The sequence below is a fragment of the Fimbriimonadales bacterium genome, assembly GCA_035559795.1.
GTDB lineage: Bacteria > Armatimonadota > Fimbriimonadia > Fimbriimonadales > ATM1 > DATMAR01.
On sequence record DATMAR010000003.1, the window covers coordinates 160989 to 185230 of the forward strand.

The 24242-nt window shown below is 47.9% G+C and carries 23 protein-coding genes and 1 other RNA gene; 10 read left to right on the plus strand and 14 right to left on the minus strand.

Features of this window, described 5'->3' with window-relative positions:
- Nucleotides 1-261: 261 nt before the first annotated feature.
- The gene (locus VNK96_01330) at nucleotides 262-1707 is read left to right on the plus strand and encodes a M20/M25/M40 family metallo-hydrolase (protein HWP30357.1); all 1446 of its coding nucleotides are present in this window, start codon (nucleotides 262-264) and stop codon (nucleotides 1705-1707) included.
- Nucleotides 1708-1887: 180 nt separating this feature from the next.
- Here VNK96_01330 and recR read toward each other — a convergent pair whose 3' ends face one another.
- The 10 genes from recR to trpD all read right to left on the minus strand — a co-directional run bounded on the left by recR (nucleotide 1888) and on the right by trpD (nucleotide 10476).
- Complete coding sequence (gene recR, locus VNK96_01335; protein HWP30358.1) at nucleotides 1888-2484, minus strand: recombination mediator RecR; 597 nt, start codon at nucleotides 2482-2484, stop codon at nucleotides 1888-1890.
- A 4-nt stretch (nucleotides 2485-2488) separates the two neighbouring features.
- Nucleotides 2489-2821 carry a YbaB/EbfC family nucleoid-associated protein gene (locus tag VNK96_01340; GenBank protein ID HWP30359.1) on the minus strand — a complete coding sequence of 111 codons (333 nt, stop codon included), beginning with the start codon at nucleotides 2819-2821 and terminating at the stop codon, nucleotides 2489-2491.
- Nucleotides 2822-2826: 5 nt separating this feature from the next.
- Complete coding sequence (gene dnaX, locus VNK96_01345; GenBank protein ID HWP30360.1) at nucleotides 2827-4395, minus strand: DNA polymerase III subunit gamma/tau; 1569 nt, start codon at nucleotides 4393-4395, stop codon at nucleotides 2827-2829.
- A 16-nt stretch (nucleotides 4396-4411) separates the two neighbouring features.
- An RNA gene (gene ffs / locus VNK96_01350) (signal recognition particle sRNA small type) lies at nucleotides 4412-4510 on the minus strand.
- A 37-nt stretch (nucleotides 4511-4547) separates the two neighbouring features.
- A complete protein-coding gene (locus tag VNK96_01355) occupies nucleotides 4548-5873 on the minus strand; it encodes a tetratricopeptide repeat protein (protein ID HWP30361.1) in 1326 nt (441 codons plus the stop codon).
- Between the two features lies 1 nt (nucleotide 5874).
- Nucleotides 5875-6663, minus strand: coding sequence for an ABC transporter permease (locus tag VNK96_01360; protein HWP30362.1), 789 nt, complete (start codon nucleotides 6661-6663; stop codon nucleotides 5875-5877).
- A 16-nt stretch (nucleotides 6664-6679) separates the two neighbouring features.
- Nucleotides 6680-7606, minus strand: coding sequence for an ABC transporter ATP-binding protein (locus VNK96_01365; GenBank protein ID HWP30363.1), 927 nt, complete (start codon nucleotides 7604-7606; stop codon nucleotides 6680-6682).
- A gap of 333 nt (nucleotides 7607-7939) precedes the next feature.
- Nucleotides 7940-8566 carry a phosphoribosylanthranilate isomerase gene (locus VNK96_01370; GenBank protein ID HWP30364.1) on the minus strand — a complete coding sequence of 209 codons (627 nt, stop codon included), beginning with the start codon at nucleotides 8564-8566 and terminating at the stop codon, nucleotides 7940-7942.
- Entirely contained in the window at nucleotides 8563-9348 is a 786-nt protein-coding gene (gene trpC / locus VNK96_01375) for an indole-3-glycerol phosphate synthase TrpC (protein HWP30365.1), read from the minus strand. The genes VNK96_01370 and trpC overlap by 4 nt, the downstream gene beginning before the upstream one ends.
- 99 nt (nucleotides 9349-9447) lie before the next feature.
- Entirely contained in the window at nucleotides 9448-10476 is a 1029-nt protein-coding gene (trpD, locus tag VNK96_01380; GenBank protein HWP30366.1) for an anthranilate phosphoribosyltransferase, read from the minus strand.
- Between the two features lie 114 nt (nucleotides 10477-10590).
- Here trpD and VNK96_01385 point away from each other — a divergent pair, with 114 nt between their 5' ends.
- The 7 genes from VNK96_01385 (at nucleotide 10591) to VNK96_01415 (ending at nucleotide 18340) form a co-directional block, all read left to right on the plus strand.
- Nucleotides 10591-11610, plus strand: coding sequence for a hypothetical protein (locus VNK96_01385; protein HWP30367.1), 1020 nt, complete (start codon nucleotides 10591-10593; stop codon nucleotides 11608-11610).
- A gap of 6 nt (nucleotides 11611-11616) precedes the next feature.
- Nucleotides 11617-13428 carry a M28 family peptidase gene (locus VNK96_01390; protein ID HWP30368.1) on the plus strand — a complete coding sequence of 604 codons (1812 nt, stop codon included), beginning with the start codon at nucleotides 11617-11619 and terminating at the stop codon, nucleotides 13426-13428.
- Nucleotides 13429-13436: 8 nt separating this feature from the next.
- Nucleotides 13437-14516 carry a tRNA guanosine(34) transglycosylase Tgt gene (gene tgt, locus VNK96_01395; GenBank protein ID HWP30369.1) on the plus strand — a complete coding sequence of 360 codons (1080 nt, stop codon included), beginning with the start codon at nucleotides 13437-13439 and terminating at the stop codon, nucleotides 14514-14516.
- A gap of 415 nt (nucleotides 14517-14931) precedes the next feature.
- Nucleotides 14932-15993, plus strand: a complete 1062-nt coding sequence (locus VNK96_01400; protein HWP30370.1) for a hypothetical protein — start codon at nucleotides 14932-14934, stop codon at nucleotides 15991-15993.
- Between the two features lie 202 nt (nucleotides 15994-16195).
- A complete protein-coding gene (locus VNK96_01405; protein HWP30371.1) occupies nucleotides 16196-17113 on the plus strand; it encodes a DUF1559 domain-containing protein in 918 nt (305 codons plus the stop codon).
- Nucleotides 17114-17229: 116 nt separating this feature from the next.
- Complete coding sequence (locus tag VNK96_01410) at nucleotides 17230-18135, plus strand: prepilin-type N-terminal cleavage/methylation domain-containing protein (protein HWP30372.1); 906 nt, start codon at nucleotides 17230-17232, stop codon at nucleotides 18133-18135.
- A gap of 40 nt (nucleotides 18136-18175) precedes the next feature.
- A complete protein-coding gene (locus tag VNK96_01415) occupies nucleotides 18176-18340 on the plus strand; it encodes a hypothetical protein (protein ID HWP30373.1) in 165 nt (54 codons plus the stop codon).
- Between the two features lie 113 nt (nucleotides 18341-18453).
- Here the strand turns inward: VNK96_01415 and VNK96_01420 are convergent, their stop codons facing one another.
- The 3 genes from VNK96_01420 to egtD are packed head-to-tail and all read right to left on the minus strand — an operon-like array spanning nucleotide 18454 to nucleotide 21670.
- A complete protein-coding gene (locus VNK96_01420; protein HWP30374.1) occupies nucleotides 18454-19962 on the minus strand; it encodes a glycine betaine ABC transporter substrate-binding protein in 1509 nt (502 codons plus the stop codon).
- The gene (locus tag VNK96_01425; protein HWP30375.1) at nucleotides 19959-20693 is read right to left on the minus strand and encodes an ATP-binding cassette domain-containing protein; all 735 of its coding nucleotides are present in this window, start codon (nucleotides 20691-20693) and stop codon (nucleotides 19959-19961) included. The genes VNK96_01420 and VNK96_01425 overlap by 4 nt, the downstream gene beginning before the upstream one ends.
- On the minus strand, nucleotides 20693-21670 hold the full coding sequence (gene egtD / locus VNK96_01430) for an L-histidine N(alpha)-methyltransferase (protein HWP30376.1): 978 nt from the start codon (nucleotides 21668-21670) through the stop codon (nucleotides 20693-20695). The genes VNK96_01425 and egtD overlap by 1 nt, the downstream gene beginning before the upstream one ends.
- 44 nt (nucleotides 21671-21714) lie before the next feature.
- On the opposite strand from egtD, the gene senA reads away from it, so the two are divergent.
- On the plus strand, nucleotides 21715-22992 hold the full coding sequence (gene senA, locus VNK96_01435; protein HWP30377.1) for a selenoneine synthase SenA: 1278 nt from the start codon (nucleotides 21715-21717) through the stop codon (nucleotides 22990-22992).
- A complete protein-coding gene (gene senB / locus VNK96_01440) occupies nucleotides 22989-23975 on the plus strand; it encodes a selenoneine biosynthesis selenosugar synthase SenB (protein ID HWP30378.1) in 987 nt (328 codons plus the stop codon). Before senA ends, senB begins: the two co-directional genes overlap by 4 nt.
- Here the strand turns inward: senB and VNK96_01445 are convergent.
- Nucleotides 23932-24240: a cytochrome C oxidase subunit IV family protein gene (locus VNK96_01445; protein ID HWP30379.1), complete on the minus strand. Its 309-nt coding sequence runs from the start codon at nucleotides 24238-24240 to the stop codon at nucleotides 23932-23934. The genes senB and VNK96_01445 overlap by 44 nt on opposite strands.
- Nucleotides 24241-24242 lie beyond the last annotated feature (2 nt).

The window sequence follows — 24242 nt, forward strand, 5'->3', positions numbered from 1 at the left end:
CTGCTTCGCAAGGAGAACCAGGATGTCAGACGAGCACTGCTTTTGCAGATAACCTCTAGCTTTGCAGATGGATAGCCTCAAGTTTTGTAGATGAATAACCTCAAGTTTTATATACGGATAACATAAGGGTTATTCTGGGAATTCATCGCAGTGTATTTTTCAGGGCTTATATAAATCAAAGGAACTCAGATAGAAGTCGCACAGGTACATTCAATTTCGAGTGGTATAGTATTAAAGAATCCGCCCTATGGAGGGAAAACCATGCGTACACTAAGCCGGCTTTTATCGCTTTTCTCGCTCGTCCAGTTTGCCATCCTCGCTTGGGCTTATGGTGACCCAGCCGTCATCACGAAAATCATCGAGGAAGGGAAAAACAACAATCAAGTCATGAACCATCTCCGCTATCTCACGCAAGAAATCGGTCCGCGCCTCACAGGTTCGCCGAATTTGCAGCGGGCATGCGAGTGGACATTGGCTAAGTTCAAAGAATTCGGGCTTTCGAATTGCCATTTAGAGCAATGGGGCGAAATTCCGGTCGGCTTCGAAAGAGGGAAAAGGCAGATTGCGCGAATGGTCGAACCGATCGTTCGCGAATTCGAATTCACGACACGCGCCTGGTCGGCAGGGACGAACGGTCTCGTGCGAGGGCAAGCCGTGCTCGAGCCGAGAACGATGGAAGAACTCGAGCGAGTGCGTCCTCTTCTGGAAGGCGCATGGATAGTCGGACGCCCTGCGTCACGCGTGCAATCCGAGGAAGAAAGAGAATTGCGACAAAAAATCAACGATGCATTGAATGCCGCGGGAATCGCCGGTCGTGTCGTTTCCTCGCGAAGCGAATTGGTCATCACCAGTGGAAGTTTTCGCAATCTGGATTACAATAACCTGCCTAAAGACGTTTCCATCACGATTCGAAAAAGCGATTACGACGCGATCGTCGAGCAAATCATCAAAGGGAAAAAGGTCGTTTTAGAATTCGACATCGAAAACCGATTCATCAAAGGACCTGTTCCCGTATACAACGTGATTGCTGAAATACCTGGCACGGAAAAACCGGACGAAATCGTAATCGTGGGGGGGCATTTGGATAGTTGGGATGGACCTGGTTCGCAGGGATGCTGCGATAACGGTACGGGGACTATGTGTGCATTGGAAGCGGCGCGGTTGCTGATGGTTTCAGGCGCAAAACCGAAACGCACGATTCGCTTCATTCTTTTCACCGGCGAGGAACAAGGTTTGCTGGGTTCTCTCGCCTACGTCAATCAGCACGCTAACGAACTCGACAAAATTTCGGCTGTGTTCATTGACGACGGAGGGACGAATTATTGCGGTGGGCTAACGTGCATCGAACCGATGGCGGAAATCCTGAAACACGCAACAGACCCCGTAAATCAAGCCTTTCCGGAAATGCAGGTTAAAATTCAAACCGTACCGCAAATGCCTCGGGGGGGCGGAAGCGACCATGTATCTTTCAATCAAAAAGGCGTTCCGGGGTTTTTCTGGCATGAAGTGGGTCGCGCGAATTACACTTACGTGCATCACACTCAATACGATAGATACGAGCAAGCGATTCCGGAATATTTGATGCAATCTTCTGTAGCCGCTGCTGTTACCGCATACAACATGGCTTGCGCAGAAACGCTTTTACCGAGAGAAAAACGGACAGGAATGCCGCAATCGAGATTAGCCTCTTTCATACCGATGTTTTAAAAAATCGCGGCTTACGCCGATCCTACAATTCGGCAATTCTCAAATCGCGGCTTACGCCGCTCCTACGGTTTCGGCAATTAAAATATCGCGGCTAACACCACTCCTACAGTTAAATTCTAAAATCGCGGCTTTCCGCTCCTACAAGTTCGGGGAATTCTAAAATCGCGGCTTACGCCGCTCCTACAGTTCCCGTCGGTACTCGAATGCGCTCAAAAGGGTCGCTTGGTCTGCGAAGTCCAAATCCCCCCCCACGGGGATTCCGTGCGCCAATCGCGTGACGGAAATATCGAGCGGTTTCAGCAGTTGTGCGAGATACAAAGCGGTGGCATCCCCTTCCACCGTAGGATTCGTCGCGATAATCACTTCCTTTATGTGCCCCCCCTCGATGCGAGCCAAAAGTTCTCGAATCTTTAACTGCTCTGGACCCACTCCGTCCATAGGGCTCAAAACCCCGTGTAACACGTGATAAAGCCCATTGAACTTGTTCATCCGTTCGATGGCAGATACGTCCTTCGCCTCCGCCACGATGCAAAGAATGGAAGAATCCCTATCGGGATCGGAACAAAGTTCGCAGACTTCGTGCTCGCTGAAACCTTGGCATTTCGAGCATAAACGAATCTTCGTTCGCGCCTCACGAAGCGCATCGGCAAGCTGGATTACCGCTTCTTCGGGCTGACGCAAAAAATAGTAAGCCAGACGCTGTGCTGATTTCGGTCCGATTCCAGGGAGTTTTTCGAGTTGTGCGATGAGATTCGCTAAAGGTTTCGAGTAAATCATAAAATCAAAACGGATTCACTCCAGGTGGAAGATTCAATCCTGTCGCTAATTCTTTCATGCGTTTTTCACGAAGTTCGTTAACTTTTGCCTGACCCTCACGCAACACTAATGTTATCGCGTCCTCCAAAGTTTCTACATCATTCGGATTCACCATTTCCGGAGGAATTTTGATAGACAACAGTTCTCCGGCTCCATTGAACTTCGCTTTGATATTCGCTTTTTCGACTTCGATTTCTTCTAATTTCAATTCTTCTTCGATGCGCTGAGCACGAGCCATCGTTTCTTTCGCTTGCTGCATCAAAGAACCTAAATTACCGAGACCTTTCGGAAGTTTCATCTTGTTTACTCCGGTTTAACTTGTAATACCTCTTCGACCGCACGGGCGAGCGGCTCGCCTGCGAGTGGAGATTCTACCTGAGAAACTACCGCACGAGGCTTATCGTCGAAAACATAACGAATATCGTAATCTGTATTCCCCACGATACTCATAAATTCATCCTTAACCGCCTTTTGCATGTTTTGACTCTTCATAAAGCGATCATATTGAAAACGATTCGTAAAAGCAACGATGAAACAACGTTCTTCCATTCCCACTACGCTCGTGTGTGCCATCATTGCCCCTGCGGATTTGAATTTCGATTTGAGGGTCTCCACTGTTCTTTCCCAAAGAGCATGGATATTCGCTGAATCCGCAACTACAGCAGAGGAAGTTTGCGATAGTTTTTCGTCGGGAGGTTCGTAAGTCGTTTCTTTATGAGGGTTTTCTCGCTGCGTTTTTTCTTCCTTTGCGATGTTGAGGGAAGGTTTTTCGATTTCACTCAAATTCTCTTTTCCCACCTCAGCTAAACGAACCAAAGTTACTTCCAATGCTAAGCGAGGCAAACTCGCCGTGCGAATCTCCCGATGCGCATCGGAGAGAATGGCTCGATACTCGAGAATCTTTTCTTTGCCGATTTGTTGCACGAGAGCGTGGTTGGAGGCGCGTTGTGTCGTATCAATACTTTCTTGTTTAGTAACTTGAAATGCCGTGTAGGTAAGGTCGCTCAAACGAAAGAGCAAACTTTCTAAAATCTCGCGTGGCTCTTTCCCACTGCTTATCGCTTCATTTGCGCTCGCAAGTAACTCTCGGATATTCCCTTCCGATGCTGCGACGAGCATTGCGTTCGCAACCTCTTCATCCAAAAGACCGAGTTGCTGTACGACATCCTTAGCGGTTATTTTCGAATCGGAAGTGACGACTGCTTGCTCCAACAGTGTCAACGCATCGCGGTAGGCTCCATCTGCCATCCTCGCAATGAGCGTAAGCGCAGCAGGCTCTGCCTCCAGACCTTCCTGTTTGCAAATATAATCCAGTCTTTGCACGAGTTCTTGAATGGAGCCTCTGCGAAACTCGAATCGTTGACATCGGCTGCGAATGGTCAAAGGAACGCGATTGAACTCCGTCGTCGCCAGAATAAACAGAACATGAGGGGGGGGCTCTTCGAGAGTTTTCAAAAGCGCATCGAACGCTTTCGAGGATAAATCGTGCGCTTCGTCAATAATATAAACCTTGTACCTTCCCTCCATAGGAGCATAGCGAGATCTATCTACGATGTGCTCTCGAACTTCATCCACACCCGCCTCGCTCGCGGCATCCAATTCAATCACGTCCCCACCTGCGCCTGAAGTAATCGCTTCACAAAGTTTGCATTCGTTGCAAGGTTCTTGTGCAGGACCTTTCTCGCAATTCAATGCTTTTGCGAAAACACGCGCCGTGCTGGTTTTTCCCGTACCTCTCGGTCCCGTAAACAAATAAGCGTGCGCTATGCGTCCAGACGCGATAGCCGATTGGAGCACTTTCGTAACGTGTTCTTGCCCGATGATGTCGGAAAATGTCTGACTGCGATATTTCCTATAAAGCGCGACGTACAAAACTAAACTCCCTTTTTACCGTCGGGAAGAGTGCGTCGCACGGTCGCTCTTCTTACCGTTGCTACCTTCCGGTCCTGGCGGGGTTCGAAGAGTTTCCGCCGCGCAGTTCCCGACGGGAAATAATGTTAGCATGTTCATGAGGTAAAAAGCGATTAATCTCTTAAACTTTCGCGTCGAATAACATCTTCCTCGCCACGAGTTACGACATCCACATATCCCGGAGATTTCAATACTGCAGAATATTTGTAATTCCCTCGTTTTTCGATAAAATCGCGTGGCACTTCGAAGCGAGCATACAAACAACGCACTCCGGGGCGAATATCCGTTCGTAGATATCGCTTATCCGTCATTCCTTCACCATCCCATCCGAGTTTATCTTGAATATGAGGCGGCGCCATGCGAGGAGAATAGAAAAATTCGACGATGTATTTGTCCGCCTTGAACGGATACATCGTGGGATTGCGACTCATATCGATTTTTCTATCGAAACGGTTGTTCAGCGTATAAAGAGAATCCTGCATATATGTTCGTCCCTTATCGAAATCGAAATCCAAACTCGGTGCAGGGTCCCATTTCAATTCGTAGTCCGCTTCGCGCAAAACAATCCGGATACGTGCACCTGTAGTGGGAATTCCCCAAGTTCCTGTTACGCGCATCACGCGAGGCTGAATCATTTCGATTTTCACCGTGAAATTCAAATCCACAGGATTGTGGGTGTCGTATGGCATCTTGTCGTAGACACCGTCTCTTCTCGCGAAAACGCCTCGCGCAGCCATACGTACGAGCAAATTGTTCAGATTCTGCGACATGTTGTCTTTGAGGATGCGCATGTATTCATCACCGGTTTTCTCGTACTCTTTCGTTGCGTATTTTTCGATTTCCCAATACCATTTCATGGCATCGTCTAATCGCCCAGCCTTCAAATATGCGCTCGATAAAATACTCCTCAAATAAGGAAGCACATCAGGATGTTTCACGGATTCCTGAAACCATCGTACGGCTTTATCGTAATCGTCGTCTACTTTGTGATAATAAAGCCAGCCCATTTCATGATAGAGGCGATACGTATCGGGGTTTTGGGTTATTCCTTCTTGTACTAATCGCAACGCTAAAGGGATATACCGTCTATCGGAGCGGCTTTGGTCATCCGTGAAGTTGTATGCGATGTGCCATGCCCCTGTGGAATACACCTCGATTTGACGAGGATCGAGCCATGTAACGATGCGAATCATAGGGAGCACAGCATCGAATTGTCCGCTATCGAAATATTCATCCGCTTGCACCCAAAGCAAACCTGCAACGAATTGCCGCAATCCGCTTAGGGATGCCAAAAGTTGGTCGGGTGTCAATCCGGGAGTAACTCCTACATTTCCTGCGCTGTAGTTTTTTTTCCAAATCGGAAACATCACTTTAGAAACAGCGCCTTGCAAAAGAAACAAGAAGACGATAAATAAAATTAAGCGCGCCTTCTTCGACATACTAAACCTCTCGACGATCGAACACTAATACGGATAATGCGAGCAAAATACCGATATAGGTGAACGAATACACGACACCATACATCATAAAGTTTAATTCGCTTCCTCGCAACTGTTGCGCCGCTTCGATTGCAGCACCGGGCGTAACGTCTAAATTCTGAAAATTCGGGATGATGTAATGCGCTACCCAAGCGAACCCTTTCACGAGCGTGGATTGACCTTTAGTCGTTAGATTCTCGAAAATGGGATTCATAAGGGTGCCAAATATGTACACGAACCCAGTAAGGAAGAAATTCACGACAGGAGTTACGAACGTGGAGAAAAACATCGCTACGGCTGCCAACAAACTCATTTGAAAGATAAACATGATTGCCGAGCGAACGATGGGCGCAATATCCGACCTCGCACCTTGATAAAACAGAAACGCCGCCAGAAGCACGATCGTCATCAGAGCAATCATAAGGGTCAAAGCGGCGACACTGCCTAAATATTTTCCGAGCAAAAACTGATAACGCTGCACGGGTTTCGAAAGAATCGTGTAAATCGTGCGTCTTTCGATTTCGTTCGGTATCAAATACACCGTGAGTGTTACCGCCAGGATTGCGGCGGTAATGCGAAGCACAGCCAACGTCATCGTAATCAAAACATGGCGCTCTCCTCGCGGGGTGAGTTCACTGAGGCTCGGCGCAATAATCATAAATGCCAAACCTACGAAAAGAATAATCAATAAGACTCTCCTTCGAATCGCTTCTCCGAGAGTCGTTCCTGCTATAGCGAATACTTGGTTCATAGTCTTATTTGTTGCATCAAGAAGCAGACGTTATTTTCCAATCCGAACCGGTAATGGTCTCGACGAACAAATCTTCCAAACGCTTTCTGCGCGGGATGATGCTCACGATATTTCCCCCACCGGAACGAATTGCATCGATAAAGCCATCCGTCACCAAATTGTCCGGAGCGTCTACGATGAGTCGCTTATTGGCATAAGAGGTAATGACGCCATTCTGACGTATTTTCTCTGCAATTCCTTCGGGAACATTGTCAGCGGTAATTTCCACACGTCCGCCAGCAAGTAACTGGTCCAATTTTCCTTGTCTCACGATACGACCGTAGTTGATAATTGCAACCCGATCGCAAATCCGTTCTACGTCGGACAATTCGTGGCTCGAAACGAAAACGGTCTTTCCTTCGTTGCGCATCTGCAAAATCAGATCGCGAATTTCAACATGGGCGATGGGGTCGAGACCAGCAGTCGGCTCGTCCAAAAACAAAAGTTCGGGGTTATTGAGCAAACATTGTGCGAGACCGATACGCTGCTGCATTCCTTTGGAGTATTGAGCAATCGGCTTCGATTCGGCGTCTTTTAGACCTACCTTTTCGAGCAAAACCTTGCATCGCCTCGTTCGTTCGGGTTCTCGGATATTGAACAGCCGCGCATAAAAGCGAAGCAATTCCAATCCCGTCATGTGCTCGTAGTAATAAGGCTTTTCGGGGAGATAACTTAGTCGCTTGTGAATCGAGGTATCTCCGATTTCTTTGCCGAGTACCCATGCCCGTCCTGACGTCGGATAAATGATATCGAGGAGAATCTTAATGGTGGTAGTTTTCCCTGCACCGTTAGGTCCTAAAAACCCAAAAATTTCTCCTTGATGTACCTCGAGGTCTACTTCGTCCACGACGTTGACCTTTCCGTAGCGTTTCGTGAGTTTTTCGGTCTGTATAACTTTATCCAATAGAGCAGAAGCCTCCAGAGAATGGGTTTTTAACTATGATAAATAAGTATACCAGGATGAGTTTAGGTTCCCAGAACCTGCCTTTTCCCGCTACGAAATCCGGAAAAAAATATGCACAAATGACGTCTTATGGATCCCAAAGAGGGCAAATCAGAGGGAAAAGTGCAGGAAAACCTGGGGAAAAGTGGTGATTTTTCAAAAATCCCCGTTGATTTTCTGGTTTAACATCGTCATAATAATAGGAGCCTTCTCAGGAGGCATAGCCTCCAAAAAGAAGTGCGACTTTTGCGGGAACGTGCTTTGCTCTCCTTTCGGCGTTCCCGCACTTTTTATTTAGGCTCCGGATACCCCCATGTCTACCATCCGGACGTTCTCTATGAACGTTGAAATCTTCACTGGATTCTTTACTCCAGGTAAGTCTTCTACGCCGCTACTCACATCCACCCCGAAAGGGCGCACCTTCTCTACCGCTGCCCGGACGTTCTCGGGTGTCAGCCCTCCTGCAAGCACGACAGGAAGCTTCGTCTTCCTCACGAACTCCTTCGCAACTTCCCAATCCATCTGTTTCCCGGTACCACCGAACTGGTCAGGAGCATAAGTGTCCAAAACGAGGGCATCTGGCGCAATAAGCGAATCTTGATTTAGCACTTGGTCTTTGTCAATTCGGACAACTCGAAATACCATTCGATTCCATCCCGTTAGTTCCCCTTCTACGAACTGAATCGCGTCGAACAGGGGTGAAAAAAGGAAATCAGGAAGAGGCTTCGGCAATTTACCGAAGACGGCAACTCTCGTTACGAAGGGAACTCTCGGAACGAGTTCTTCTATGTTCGTAACGTATCGAAAGACATAGCGTGGGCTCGTCTCTTCGAAAACGAAACCCAAAGCGTGTGCCCCCACTTCTAATGCACATTCCACGTCTTCTCTACGCGTAAGTCCGCAAATCTTCACTCTCGTCATTTCCCCAACAACTCCCTTACTCCTTGCGCGATATCCGATTTCGTCATCAAACTTTCTCCGACTAAAACCGCCTTGATACCCGCTTCGGACAGTTTCTCGACATCTTCCCTCGTCCAAATCGCGCTCTCGCTCACTAAAAAAGCCTTCGGGGGGGCTACTTTTGCGAGGCGCACAGACGTTTCCAAGTCAGTGGAAAAAGTCGTCAAATCTCGATTGTTGATTCCAATCAACCGCGCTTCTAAATTGGCTGCGATTTCCATTTCCTTTTCGGTGTGCACTTCGACTAAAACATCCATCCCGAGTTGTAATGCCAAATCATGCAACGCTTTCATTTTATTATAATCTTCGAACGCAGCGACGATTAAAAGGATTGCATCTGCACTTTCTGCTCGCGATTCGAGAATTTGAATCTCGTCGATCAAAAAATCCTTTCGAAGAATAGGCAAGTTAGTCACTTTCTTCGCTTGTTTCAAATTCTCGAGACTTCCTTGAAAATACCGCTCATCCGTGAGAACGCTCAAACAACTCGCCCCCCCTCTTTCGTAATTTGTCGCAATCTGCGCTACATCGAAATGTTCCACGAGCACACCACGACTCGGGCTCGCTTTCTTCACCTCTCCGATGAGCGCGATAGGCTTCGCGTCTTTTTGTAACCGTCTTAAAAAACCGCGAACCGGTTCTGCTTCTTCCGCGCGCTTACGGAGCGCTTGCAACGACACACTCGATTTCAACGCAAGGATTTCTTCTTGCTTCGTTTCAATAATTTTCTCGAGAATATTCACTTTGTTCAAAAATCCCGATTCGAATCAGTCAACTTCAAGATACCGAGTGCAAACAAGTAAATCGATACTTCTGATATGTAATTTCGAAGAGAAAGAACTTTATTGAGTTGCAAATTCATTCGAGTAACGAATCAGTCGTTCCAATTTTTCATGGGCTTTCCCGCTTTCGATTGCTTTCGAGGCGATCTTCACCCCCTCCGAAAACGACTCAGCTTTTTCCGCTAACCATAGCGCGACTCCGGCACCCGGCAACACTGCTCGAGCCTCCGGAGAATGCACATCTGTCAACGCGCGGCGCAGTTTCAATGCATTTCCTTCGACACTTTCTACGGCAGCAATTTCAGCGAGCGAAGGCGGTTCGATTCCGAAATCCGTTGCAGCCATTTCCCGGTCACTTATACGATTTCCATCGTAAATCACCATACATGTACTTCCAATCGGAGAAACCTCATCAATTCCTATCTTTCCATGCGCGACGACTGCTCGTTTTGCTCCTAACCGCTTCAAAACATTTCCCAATTTCGGCACCAAAGCAGGTGAAAAAACTCCAATGAGTTGCCTATCCGCACCCGCCGGATTCGTCAATGGTCCGAGCAAATTGAAGACTGTACGCAATTTCATCTCCTTGCGGGGGGTTGCCGCGTGCTTCATTGCAGGATGATAATTCGGAGCGAAAAGAAATGCCAATCCGATTTCGTCTAATAACTTCCCTGCTTCATAGGGGCCGAGGTTGAGATTCACTCCTAAAAACTCCAGCACATCCGCACTACCACAGCGACTTGTGACTGCCCGGTTGCCGTGTTTGGCGATAACAGCGCCTGCCGCGGATGCGACAATCGCGGCTGCGGTACTGAGATTGAAAGTTTTGACGCAGTCCCCGCCCGTGCCGCATGTGTCCACGATAATCGAATGCTTCGTTTTGACTGGCAGAACCCGTGCCCGCATCTCTCTTGCGAATCCCACCATCTCGGTTTCGGTTTCCCCTTTCATTCGAAGGGCGACGAGCAGGGCAGCAATCTGAGAAGGCGTCGCCTCTCCATCCATGACTTGCGCCATGACTTCCCTCGCTTCGCTTTCCTTAAGGCTTTTTCTATTTGCGACCCTCTCGATCGCTTCGACAATGGTCATTTTTAGAATTATATGCTTAGAGGCATTGTTCCTAACGACTTCTTTGCTCGAATACCGCATTTCGACCGGTGAACACAAAAGTCTGTCATCCAGTAGGTAGTCTAAAAATTCCAAATGATAAGTTTATTCTTCGCATTCTTTTTCTCTCAAAATGATGCGCCCTCTCTTCGTCACCCTCAGGAATTCCATCTCGAAAACATACGCCAACTGACCTTCGGTGGGCAAAATGCAGAGGCGTATTGGAATCTCGAGGGCACGAAACTGATTTACCAATCCACTCAACCCGAATGGCCCGATGAACAAATACTGATCATGAATGCAGACGGTTCGGGAAAAACCCTTGTCTCCACAGGAAAAGGGCGCTGTACATGCGGATTTTTCATTCCCGGGACAGACGAAATCGTTTACAGTTCTACGGATTGGTGGGATGAAGGGCCCGCCCCAAAGCCTGACCGTTCGAAAGGTTACGTGTGGGCTGTGAATCCTTATTTTCGAATCTTTCGGGCGAAATCCGACGGTAGCAATCGGCGCATGCTTATCGAAGAGCTTGGCTATTTCGCCGAAACCACGATTGCTCCAGACGGGTCTTTTATGGTGTTCACGAGCACAATGAACGGAGACCTCGAGATTTACCGCGGTGATTTGAATGGGAAAAATATCCAAAGACTTACCCACGAATTGGGTTATGACGGAGGACCTTTCATAAGTTGGGACAGTAAACTCATCGCGTTTCGCAGAGGGGATGTCCGCTCGAAGGAGCAAAAAGAGGACTACATCGAACTCCTAAAAAACAGTTTGGTGCGCCCGACCAAACTCGAAATTTGGGTTATGGATGCAGATGGAAGCCATAAAAGGCAAATCACTCGACTCGGCGCTGCCTCCTTCGCACCATCTTTCCACCCGGACGGTAAAAGAATCATTTTCTCGAGCAATTACGGCGACCCCAAGGGGCGCGAGTTCGACCTCTGGATCATCGGTATTGACGGGAAGAACTTAAAACGGATAACTTATACACCAGAATTCGATGGCTTCCCAATGTTCACTCGCGATGGAAAACGCCTGGTATGGGCGAGCAATCGAAACGGCAAAGTCCAGGGTGAAACGAATATATTCGTCGCCGACTGGAAGGAGTAATTATTCATGAACGTTTTCTTTTTATTAACGAGCCTTCATCTTTTTGCATTTTCGAATCTGCCCCCCCATATTATTCATTCGGATAATGACGTTTTAATTTCTGCCTCAGCACTTCGTTCCCACGTGGATTTTTTGGCTTCGGATAAATTGGAAGGTCGCATGAGTGGAACGGAAGGCGAACGCGCTGCGGGAGATTACATTGCGAAATGGTTCAAAGACCACGGTCTCAAACCAGCAGGACCCAACGGAAGTTATTTTCAAGAATTCCCGATAACTTACGGGGGGGAAGCAGGTCCGGAATGCGAACTGACTTTCACGACTTCCACCGCGAAAAAAGTCACCGCTGAACCGAACAAGGATTTCAATCCAGTTTATGGCTCAGTAGAAAAAACACCCGTCGAAGCAGAAGTCGTTTTCGTCGGTGAAGGGCGCGTGAGCGAAAACCGAGATGATTACGAAGGACTCGACGTAAAAGGAAAAATCGTGATGCTTTTCCCTGCCGCCCCCGGAGACCGTTTCAACAACAATTCGCGTTCTCGAATCGCGAAGGAAAAAGGCGCAGTGGGGATGATTTTCGCAGGACCTATCGAAGAGGACAGTTATCCGCTCATGCGCGTGACGAGAACTCGAAGCATCTCTCGTGATGCCGGTCTCGTTGCAGTCGCCATTACTGCGAACCTATTCGAAAAAGTGAGCGGTTTGAAATACAAGGAAGCACGAAAAACCGCCGCTTCGGGATACGTTCCAAGAGGATTCGCAAAAGGATTGAAAGCGAAAATAAAAGTAGACATCCAACAACGAAAAATTACTGCCAGGAACGTAATGGCGATGCTACCGGGAAACGACCCGAAATTGAAAAATCAATACATCATCATAGGAGCGCATTACGACCACGTAGGATGGGGTGATATCGGCGCTCTCGATGCAGCAGAAAAAATTCATAACGGAGCCGATGACAACGCAAGCGGAACTTCCACCGTTTTAGAACTCGCTCGAGTTTTTGCGCAAACGAAGGACAACCGCCGCACTCTCGTATTTCAACTCTACAGCGGTGAAGAATTAGGTCTCGTGGGCAGTTTTTATTTCACGAAAAACCCCACCATAGATTTGAACGCAGTGCATTGCATGATCAATTTGGACATGGTAGGAAATCTAACCGACGACAAACTCGAATTAGACGGTTTAGCGACTTCGACCGCTTGGGAAGACATCGTTTCGCAACTCACGAACGGTTTCAAAATTGCCAAAAACGGTGGTCCGAGAGGAGACAGCGACCACTATGCTTTTGCTGCAGCGGGAATTCCGGTGTTGTTTTTCCATACCGGGCTGCACGAACGCTATCATCGCGCTACGGATGATGCGCCTGCGCTCAACTACGAAGGAATGGCGAAAGTCGGAAATCTCGTCGCGAAATACATTCGCGCAGTAGACAAGCAAGAAGAACTCCTTCCCTTCAAAAAAGGCGAGCAAGTAACGAAACGCAAGCCTCCTTCGAAAGAATCTCCGACTGGAGAGACGACGAGACGTGTTCGTGTCGGATTGATTCCCGATTACACCAATAATGAACCAGGCGTTTTGCTTGCAGGCGTTAGTGCTAATTCGCCCGCCGAAAAAGCAGGATTGAAAGCAGGAGACAGAATCGTTCAATGGGGAACGAAAAAGATTAATTCCATCGAGGACCTGCAGGAAATTTTCGAAACCGCAGAGCCCGGAAAGCCTGTAAAAGTGAAAATCGTTCGCAATGGCAAAGAGATCGAAATCACGATTACTCCAGAAGCCATTGATTTAATAAATACGGATTCGACAAAAGCAGCCTGAACTTCGAAATCTTAACGTCGAGCAAAGAAAACGCATCCCGTGTTGGGAGGCTGTACCTTCCCCACGGAACCGTCGAGACTCCCGCCTTCATGCCTGTCGGTACGTATGGTGTCGTGAAGACACTCTCCCCCGAAGACATCGAAAAGTTAGGCTACGAACTGATTCTTTGCAACACCTATCACCTTTTGCTCCGCCCTGGCGAAGAATTCATGAAACGCTTCGGCGGGTTGCATAAATTCATGAATTGGAATAAACCGATTCTCACGGACAGCGGTGGCTTTCAAATCATGAGCCTCGCGAAAATGAGAAAAATTCACGAAGGGGGGGTAGAGTTTCGGTCCCATATAGACGGAACGCTTTATAAACTCACTCCAGAAAAAGCGGTGCAGTTTCAAAAAATATTGGGTGTGGATATCTCCGTCGCGCTCGATATCTGTCCTGCTCATCCGGCATCGAAGGAGGAAATCTCCCTTGCGGTGGAACGCACGACCCGATGGGCGCAGAGAAGTTTGAACGCAAGAGAAGAAAATCAAATCCTATTCGGAGTTACGCAGGGGGGGATTTACGAGGATTTGCGAAAAAAATCCATCGAAGAAATCACGAGCATGCCCTTCGACGGTTTTTCCATCGGGGGGGTCAGTGTCGGAGAATCGAAAGTATGGCAGCATCGAATCGTCGAGTTTTCCGCCCCCCTCTTGCCGAAAGATAAACCGAGATATTTGATGGGTATGGGGAAACCGACAGATATCATTCACGCAGTTCGATGCGGAGTTGACTTGTTCGATTGCGTTCTTCCCACACGAATGGGAAGACATCACGCTTTATTCACACTTTCAGGAATCGTGAATATCACGAATTCTCGTTTCGCGAGTTTAGATGCACCGTGGGACCCGGAAAGCGTTTTTCCCCTTACCGCGAAAATTTCCTCTGCTTACCTGCATCATCTTTTCAAGATTGGTGAACCATTGGCTGCCCGCATCGCCTCATTGCACAATTTAGCCTTCTACGAACGACTCATGCGAGAAATTAGAATGGCTATTCGAGAGGATAAGTGGAATTGGTTGGAAGAGCGATATAAAAATTGCTAAACGCGCTTTCCGATTTGAACATCGAGTCGTGCCTTCTATGCAACGGTTGTAAACGAATAAACGAAGCATGTGAACTCGGAATAGGCTTTTTTGTGGAATTTGTTTGTATTACGGTTCCCCTTGCGTAAGCAGGGGGAACCTTACGGAGGGGGTCGAAATAAAGCCTCAACAGCAGGAGCTGTTGAGGCATAAAAATAATGTACGCTCAGTTTTGAAAGAAAAAGAATTTCACCCCCTCCTTTAAAGGTTCCCCCTCTTCGCTGCGCTCGAAGGGGAACCGGGTTATTCATAAATTCATCTTATTTATCGCCCCGGATTTTCATAATCTCCCCTGTAAGTAACACAATAAATAAAATTCAGCCGATAAAGTGATACAATAAACCCCTACATTCGTCAGACTAAAGAGGTTTTTACTATGCACTGGATTATCGTTATTGCCTTTTTCTTCCTTGCTCAATTCCCGTCTATCGCTTATTCTCAAAGAAAGCCTATCGAACCCAAAACCGTTCCTACGAGAAAGCAATCCCCTCAGCAGAAACGTTCCGTAGGCAATCAGCCGATTCTAGTCAAGGTCGCTGTCCTTAATTTCGACCCCATCGTTCCATCGGAACACAAGCCGCTTCACGAATTTTGCGGATGGAACGACCCGAGAAAATTGGCAGAGGAATATGCAGCGGATATCAAATTGGCGAGCGGTAATTTCATCGAATTCGCGATTGTTTATTGGAAAGACATCGACGCATTCCCTCCTAAAAAAGACGGTTTTATTTACAACATGGAAACGTATCTCAAATGTCGTGCAGAGGGAAAGGGATGGCATGAACCCGACGAATTGGATTATTCGCGCGTTATGCGAGAATCGGGGCTTCTACCTAAAATCGATAGCGGAGAAATAGACGAGATATGGATTTTCGGCGCTCCTTATTTCGGATATTGGGAATCCGCAATGGCAGGTCCTGGCGCGTTTTATATCAACGGGGGGGTGTATCCAGAAGTGCCCACGAAAAAGCCTTTTGCGATAATGGGATTCAATTACGAACGTGGCGTTGCGGAAATGCTGCACGATTTATGTCATCGAACTGAAGCGACGATGGCGCGCATCTACGGAGGTTGGGAAGTAAACAAGTTAGAACACAATTGGGCGAAATTCGCAGCAAACGCAACACAATCGAACGGAGTCGCGGCATGCGGTACGTGTCATTATCCTCCTAACGCGGAAAAAGATTACGATTACGCAAACCCGCGCTTCGTAGAGAGCAGTGCGGACGATTGGCTGAACTATCCGAAACTCACGGGGAAAACGAAAAAAATCAATTGTGAGGCATGGGGTGGACCGGATTACCATCGAAATTATATGAAGTGGTGGTTCACGCGCCTCCCGAAAGCTCCCGGGGTCAACGCAGACGGGCGGCAGAATAATTGGTGGAAATACGTATTCGATTTCAACAATTACACAGAACGAGGAAGCCCGAAATAGAAGGAGCCCTAGCCAAAATTTTCTTCCCGGTGGAACGAACCGAGGAGAAAACCCGTCATCTTTATTAGGCGGGAAAACCGCAGATTTTCCCGTTTTTGTGATATCATGACCTCAGGGTGGGAGACTGCCCTGTGGAGTGCATTCGCCCTCCAAGTCTGATACATAAGTAATAGTTCTAATACATAAATAAGGAGGATACGCAATGCGACGCAAAGCGTTTACGCTCATTGAGCTGCTCGTCGTGATAGCCATTATCGCGATTCTCGCAGCAATTCTCTTCCCCGTCTTCCAGCAGGCGAAAGAAAAAGCCCGACAGACTTCCTGTACGAACAACCTGAGTCAGTGGGGCAAAGCTTTCAACCAGTATCTCGGAGACTGGGATGACCGTTGGCCACTGTCGATGTCTGCACAGCCGAAAGGTAGTGGGACATTCCAGTGGATGTGGAACTTCTATCACGCCGTACCGTGGAACTGGAGAACAGAGCACAGCGGTTCGTGGAGTGGCGACCAAACCTACTACGACGAACTGCAGAAAATGCACTGGTCGAACTCGACTCAGCCGTACATCCAGAACTATGGTGTGTATGACTGTCCTTCGGCACCCGTGTTCCGTCTAAGCGGTGTGAACTACAACAACAAGAAAGCCGGGAGAAACCCTGCGGAAGTAGCCTATTCCTATAACGGTGCATTACATAGATTCAATTCATCCGGAATCGTGAATCCGTCCATGCTCGTTGTCGGATGGGAAGGACGAGGCAAAGCATCCCCGCTCGGCTTCGCTCTTTCGAACCCGAACTTGCTTTGTGATACGAACTATAACGAAATCAACGGAGTTTGTATCTACAAACCGCAGAGCGACCCTGGTCTTCCAATGTTCGTAATTGACGGTCCGATATGGATTCACAACAGAGGTGTCCTCGCTACGTTTGCAGATTCACGTGCGAAGTGGCGAAGAATGGGTGCACAAATCAACCCGCAAATGACCGACTGGCGTGTGGATTTCTATACCGGATACGACTCGGAAGGATTCCCAGCGTATTACTGGGCTGAATACTATGGCGGTGGAGGATATGGCTATCATGCCTGGCTCTTCCGTCCAGAGTATGACTTCCAAGATTAAAAGGAGTTGAACCTTATAACCTCTGCGCACAGCCTCGTGCGCAGAGGTTTTTTCTCCATAGAGAGAAAAAATCGCCGAAGATAAGAACTGAAGAAGCGGAAATCAGGAAGAAAACTATGAATCGCAAGGCATTTACATTAATCGAATTGCTCGTCGTTATTGCGATAATCGGGATTTTGGCAGCAATTCTATTTCCCGTTTTTCAAAACGCCAAAGAGAAGGCTCGACAGACGAATTGCACGACAAACCTTTCCCAACTCGGAAACGCAATGGGCTTATACTTGAGCGAAAATAACGACCGTTTCCCCCTCGCAATGGCATATATTCCAGAAAAGGATTTTTATTATTGGGACAGGTTCTACGCTTTCCCTTGGGATTGGCGAACTTCTAACGACTGGGCTGGCGTCTCTCAAAATTTATACGATGAACTCCAACGCCATCACTGGTCGAACTCCATTCAGCCCTACATTCAAAATACACAAATTTACGACTGCCTCTCCGCACCTCAAGTCCGATTGAACAACGTCAACTATTCCCAAAAGAAGCCTGGCAGAGAACCTCGCGAAACGAGTTACACCTACAATGGACTGCTTCATCGCTATAACGCTTCGAACGTCATAGCGACGAGCGATGTGATCTTGTTATGGGAAGGGTTCGGAGAGGCTTCCCCTTTGGGTTTCGCCTTTTCGAATCCCACATTGCGTTGCGATGCGGCTGGCGGTTATCAAAAGGACGCAGTGCCTTGCATTTATCGAGCGCAATCCCCCCCCAGCGGAGTTTTGTTTTTGCCGTTACGTTCGATGTGGATTCACAACGGGGGAATCGTAACCGTCTTCGTGGATAACCACGTGAAATGGCGAAAGGTCGGAGCGCAACTCGCCCCTAACAACACGGATTTTCGAATAGACCCCTACACTCAGTACGACAGCGAAGGGATACCTACGGACTATTGGCGAGAGACTTTCGGAAATTACAGCCATCCCTACCTCTTCCGCCCCACGTATGACCCGAACGAACCGTGACGGGATATAATAATCGTATAACATTTCAGGAGGTGTTTTCGTGAAGAAAATACTCGCTTTTATAACGTTGATAGTCTTCGTTTCGAATCTTCTGTTGCTTTTCGGTTGCGGTGGAGGCGCAGAAGAGATGGCCGAGCCGAAAGGTCCTCCACCTCAAAAAGAAGAAGTCAAAGGCGGTCAGCCACCCGTAAAACCGGATGTATAAAGCGACGCTTTAGACCTCCGATTTACAGACCAGTAAAACCTATAAGCCGCAGGCGCCAATGCCTGCGGCTATGTCTTTAATCTCTTCGAGCGAATTTCCGAGCATAACCAATTTTACAAAGCGGGTTCTTCTTTTCTTTTCCTCTCCGTTATCCTGAGACCCTTCGGGATGAAGACGAAATCCAACAACCCGAAAAGATACTGCACGAGCAAGGCGAGAACAGCGGCGGGGATCGCCCCTTGGAAAATCGTATTCATGTCGAGAAGATTCAATCCGCTGATAATCGGTTCTCCGAGCCCCCCCGCTCCCACGAAAGCCGCCAAAACCGCCGTACCGACATTAATCACAGCGCTCGTTTTGATTCCTGCAAGAATAGAACGAGATGCGAGCGGTAAATAAATTTTCAGAAGTTGCGATTTGGGCGGTAAGCCGAGAGCGATGGCAGATTCTTTCAAAGAAGGAGGGATATCCTGCAACCCCGTCGCAGTATTCCGCACAATGGGAAGCAAACTATAAAGGAAGAGCGCTGTGATGGCGGTTTTTTCGCTGATTCCCAAAAACGGAATCGGCACGAGCAGCGCCAAAAGAGCGAGAGAGGGAACTGTTTGAACGACGCCACAAAATCCTAAAATAACTTCGCTGAGCAATCCCGGTTTACTGGCAAAGATTCCAAGAGGAATTCCTATTGCAATGGCAATTGCGAGAGAAACAGAAACTAAAAAAAGATGCTGTAACGTCCATCGCGCTATGTTCATAGCAACGTTTTGCGTTTGAGATTCCATCGCGACGCCGGATTTTTCTCGAAAATATAAATCCGCCGCGGCAGTGTAATCTTTAGTTCTTTCCGCCTCTGCATTGAGTTTAATCATCAGGTTCTCGTCAATAGTTCCTGCTAAAGAATTCAAAACCTTCAACGCATTCTGGGGAATATCGAGACGATACAGCCATACCGCATTGTATTTCGGGAAGAAATTCAAATCGTCTTTTAGAATCGTCAAACCGTATTCCGCAATTTTCGCATCGGTAGAATAAACGTCTTTGATATCTATTTCATCGGAAATCAATCCTTGATATCCGATTTGGTGTTCGATAGCGCGCACGTTGGACATTTTCAATCCATAACGCTGTGCCATCGGTCTCCAGCCATCCTTTCTTCCTAAAAATTCAGGAGTAATCCCCACCCTTAATTCTGGATATTTACGAAGGTCGCTGATTTTGGTTATTCCCAACTTTTGCGCTTTATCTTTTCGCATCGCTAAAGCGTAGGTATTGTTGAAACCCAATTCTTCGGACATTCCGATTCCGTAGGGTTCGAGTTCGCGTCGGATTTCACGGGCATCGGTCAATCCGGGGCGTTTCAAGATTTCCCCCGTGAGGGTTCCCGTGTATTCTGGATAGACGGTGATTTCACCCGATTTCAGGGCTTGCCATAGAATCAAAGTTCCTCCCATTCCCTTGCGGTGAGAGGCAGGAATCCCATTCTCTTGCAACGCCTTTTTCGCGATTTCGCCTAACACATAACTTTCCGTGAATCGTTTCGAACCGATGACTATCGTTCGGTCCTCACCGAACCCGAGGATGCACATTGCGAAAAACAAGAGAATCGTGATGCTTCGTTTCATAAAGAATGTATCGTCCTTTGCGCTCGCAAAAAGTCATTCACGAATGGAGAAACAGGGCGGTTCGTCAGATCTTCCAGAGAACCTTTTTGCACAACTCTACCTTCGTTCATGAGCACGATGACGTCAGCGAAATATGCGGCTTCTCCCATATCGTGTGTTACCATGAGCACTGTTTTGCCGAGTCGTTTGAAGATTTCTTTCAAATCGGTTTGCAGAGATGCTCTCACCATCGGGTCGAGTGCTCCCAGCGGCTCGTCTAATAAAAGAACCTGCGGGTCGAGAATAAGCCCACGCATGAGACTCAGTCTTTGACGCTGCCCCCCCGAGAGTTCGGCAGGATAGCGCTTCAATCCGTCTCGCGGAAAATGCGTGAGTTCGCAAAGTTCATCCAGTTTTTTTCGAATCTCTTCTTTCGATAAGCCGAATTCCTTCGCGGCGAGGGTTACGTTTTCTTCTCCTGTGAGATGCGGAAAAAGTCCTCCATCTTGAATCACGTATCCCATCCGTCTTCGGAGAGTTTCAACTGTCTCCTTCGTAACTTTTGTTCCATCGAAGATAATTTCTCCGCTCGATGGTTCGATTAATCCCATCGCCAACTTCAAGAGCGTAGATTTTCCGCATCCGCTCGGTCCGATTAATACGGTGGTTTTTTCTTTTTCAATTTCGAGCGTCGTCGGATGCAATGCGATGGTGCCGTTGAAAACCTTGCTTACGTTACGAAATTCGATCATCACTTCGGCTCCAACATGGCAACGGCGAACCATTCCCTTTCATCGAACCAGATCTTATGCATCTCGAATCCCGACGATTCCGCAATGGCGCGAAATGATTCGCATGTGTATTTATAACTATTCTCCGTGTGAATATATTCTCCTTTTTCGAATGGCACAGACATGTTCAATTTTTTTATGCGCGCCGTTTGTTCGCATTCACTTACGAGCCGCATTTCTATACGGTGTTGCTTTTCATTATAGATTGCAATATGCGAAAATTTTTCGATTTCGAAATCCCCTTCGAGTTCGCGGTTGATACGAACGAGTAAATTTTTATTGAACGCGGCTGTAATCCCTTGGCTATCGTTATACGCCGCTTCGAGTGCCGCTTTCTCTTTGACCATATCGAATCCGACAAGCAGCCTGTCTTGCGTTTCCGCGATTCTCCTCACGGAAGATAAAAATGATATTGCCTGCGAATTTTCCAAATTACCGATATTGCTTCCCATGAATAAAAAAAGTCTCGCACCAGGATGCGAAGGGATTCTCGTAATGCTGTCGTTATATTCTCCAGCAATTGCAGTGATGCGAAGAGAAGGATAATCGTCCAATAACTTTTGCGATGCATCTAAAAGATCGAATGCGGCAATGTCAATCGAAACGTAGTGCAGTTCGTTCTGCCGAGTCAGAGTTTCTTCGATTAATAAGCGCGTCTTTTTACCGCTACCCCCACCGAATTCCACTAAACAGATATTCTCCCCTGCCGCTGCGACGATGTCCCCAGTATGCCTGCTCAAGATCTCCGTCTCCGACCGCGTGAGATAGTATTCCGGAAGGCGCGTAATCGCTTCGAAGCACTCACACCCGAAAGCGTCATAAAGCAGCCAAGGGGGAAGCCATTTTCGGGAGGCGCTTAAGCCCTCTCTAACCGCAGAGGCAATGCTTAGCCCCGATTCTTTTCCGAGCGTATTTATCCATTCCAGCCGGTTGGGCATAGTATGCGAAAGGCAGTTTATCGCAGAATAGGGGAAGAGTTTCTATGCAAGCAAAGCAAATTACCTCCGAACTCCTTATTTCTTGGGTCTGCGACGCCCGGGAGAGGACTCTCATGCTTCACGCCGACCTTTCCGACGAACAAATGCTGGGTCCCGAGTTAGGGATTATAAACCCGCCTCTTTGGGAAATCGGGCACGTCTCATGGTTCATGGAAAGATGGGTTCTCCGGCACGTATGCGGACTACCCCCTCTCGATGAACGCGTAGACGAGTTTTACGATTCCGCCGCAGTCCGTCATGACGACCGCTGGCATCTTCCTCTTTTGACCCGTGAACGCGTTATTCGATACTTGCACGACGTGAGAGATGCTGTATGCCGTGTTTTGGAAAAAGGACTGAATGACGATTTGCGATATTTCACGATGCTTTCGGTTTTCCACGAAGACATGCACACAGAGGCATTCACTTACACGAGGCAAACTCTGGGTTATTCCCCTCCACCGTTTGCAACAGAGCACCCCCCCCAAGGAGGTGTTTTACAAGGAGATGCAGAAATCCCTGGCGGAAAATTTTTATTAGGCTCTTCGAGAGAGGAGGTGTTCGTTTTCGATAACGAAAAGTGGGAGCACGAGGTTATGGTTCAGCCATTTCGTATCGCCCGCTCTCAAGTTACCCAAGGGGAGTTTTTGCAATTCGTCGAAGCGGGGGGGTACGAAAACCCGGAGTTTTGGAGCAAAGAAGGATGGGCTTGGAGAGAGAAAGCACAAGCAAAATGCCCTTTATATTGGAAGCAAGAAAATGGCGAGTGGCTTCAACGTATTTTCAATCGGTGGCTTCCTTTGGTCCCCAATCGTGCGATGATTCACGTAAATTATTATGAAGCGGAAGCCTATTGTCGATGGGCGAAAAGAAGATTGCCGACGGAAGCAGAATGGGAAATGGCGGCATCGTGGGAACCAGAAACAGGAAGGAAAAGACGATATCCATGGGGGGACGAATCTCCTACTCCGAATCGTGCGAACTTGGATTGGCATTATGGGGGGGTTATCGAAGTCGGCGCATTACAGGATGGAGATAGTCCATTCGGATGTCGGCAAATGCTCGGGAATTCCTGGGAATGGACATCGAGTACATTCTCTCCATATCCGGGATTCACGCCGGATCCTTACAAGGAATATTCCCAGCCTTGGTTTTATGATCATAAAGTTCTTAGGGGGGGCGCATGGACGACGCGCTCGAGGCTCATCCGGAATGCGTATCGAAATTTTTATCGCCCGGATAGAAGGGATGTTTTGGCAGGATTTCGCACTTGCGCGATATGAGAATTCTCATCGTTACTCCGGCTCCGAAAGGTTCGAGACATGGTAATCGCGTTACAGCCACAAGATGGGCAAATATCTTACGCGAGTTAGGACATAGCGTCTCTGTAACGAATCAGTATGCAAACAATAGATGCGATCTGCTCATCGCTCTCCATGCTCGGAAAAGTTATCCCGCAATTCGAGAATACAAAATAAAATATCCCGATAAGCCATTAATTGTTGCGCTTACGGGGACGGATGTTTATCAGGATTTGTCGTCGAGCGAAGAGGCGAAACACTCTTTAGAATACGCAGACCGCATCGTAACTCTTCAGCCCTTAGCGAAGAAAGCTCTGACACCTGAAATCGAAAAAAAAGCAATAGCGATTTTTCAATCGGCGAAGCCTGTTTTACCGAAACCACGCGAGAAGACAAACGTTTTCGAGGTTTGCGTTTTGTGTCATCTTCGGCGGGTAAAAGACCCTTTGCGTGCCGCATATGCGGCTCGTCTATTACCCGACGAATCGAAAATTCGAATCATCCATGTCGGAAAGGCAATCGAAGAGGAATACCGAGGAGAAGCGTTGCAGGAGATGGACAGAAACGGTCGCTATCGCTGGCTGGGCGAAGTGTCTCACAGAAAAGCGCTTCGAATCTTAGCACGCGCGAAACTGTTAGTGGTCTCTTCGGTCCTAGAAGGGGGGGCTAATGTGGTTTCCGAGGCTATCGTGAACGATGTGCCCGTGATTAGTAGCAGAATCGAGGGAAGCGTGGGAATCTTGGGAGAAGATTATCCCGGTTATTTCCAGGTGGGGGACACGAAAAAGTTAGCGGAGTCGATGTTGCGATGTGAAAAAGACGAAAGGTTTTATCGAGATTTGCAATTTCACTGCTCGCGGCTGCGCCCGCTCTTCACTCCGGGGAAAGAGCGCGATTCATGGAAAGGATTACTGGACGACCTTATTCAGGCACGCTCAATCCTGGCGCAGAGGGTTCGCGCGTGATGTAGTCGTTCATCGTCAATCCGAACATGATTACCAAAAAAAGGAAGCCTACTGCTGCCCAAACGTGTGTAAGGCGACCTGAGTAATACAAATGCATAAAGAAAAGAGCCACTAAGGACGTTTTCACCATAGCAACGAGCATAGCGACGACCGTGTTCCACCTTCCCAAATGCATCGTCGCAACCCAATACGTAACAAAAAGCAATATCATCAAAAGAACATACACTATGAAATAAACGCGAACCGGAACAATGTGCATTTGCATAA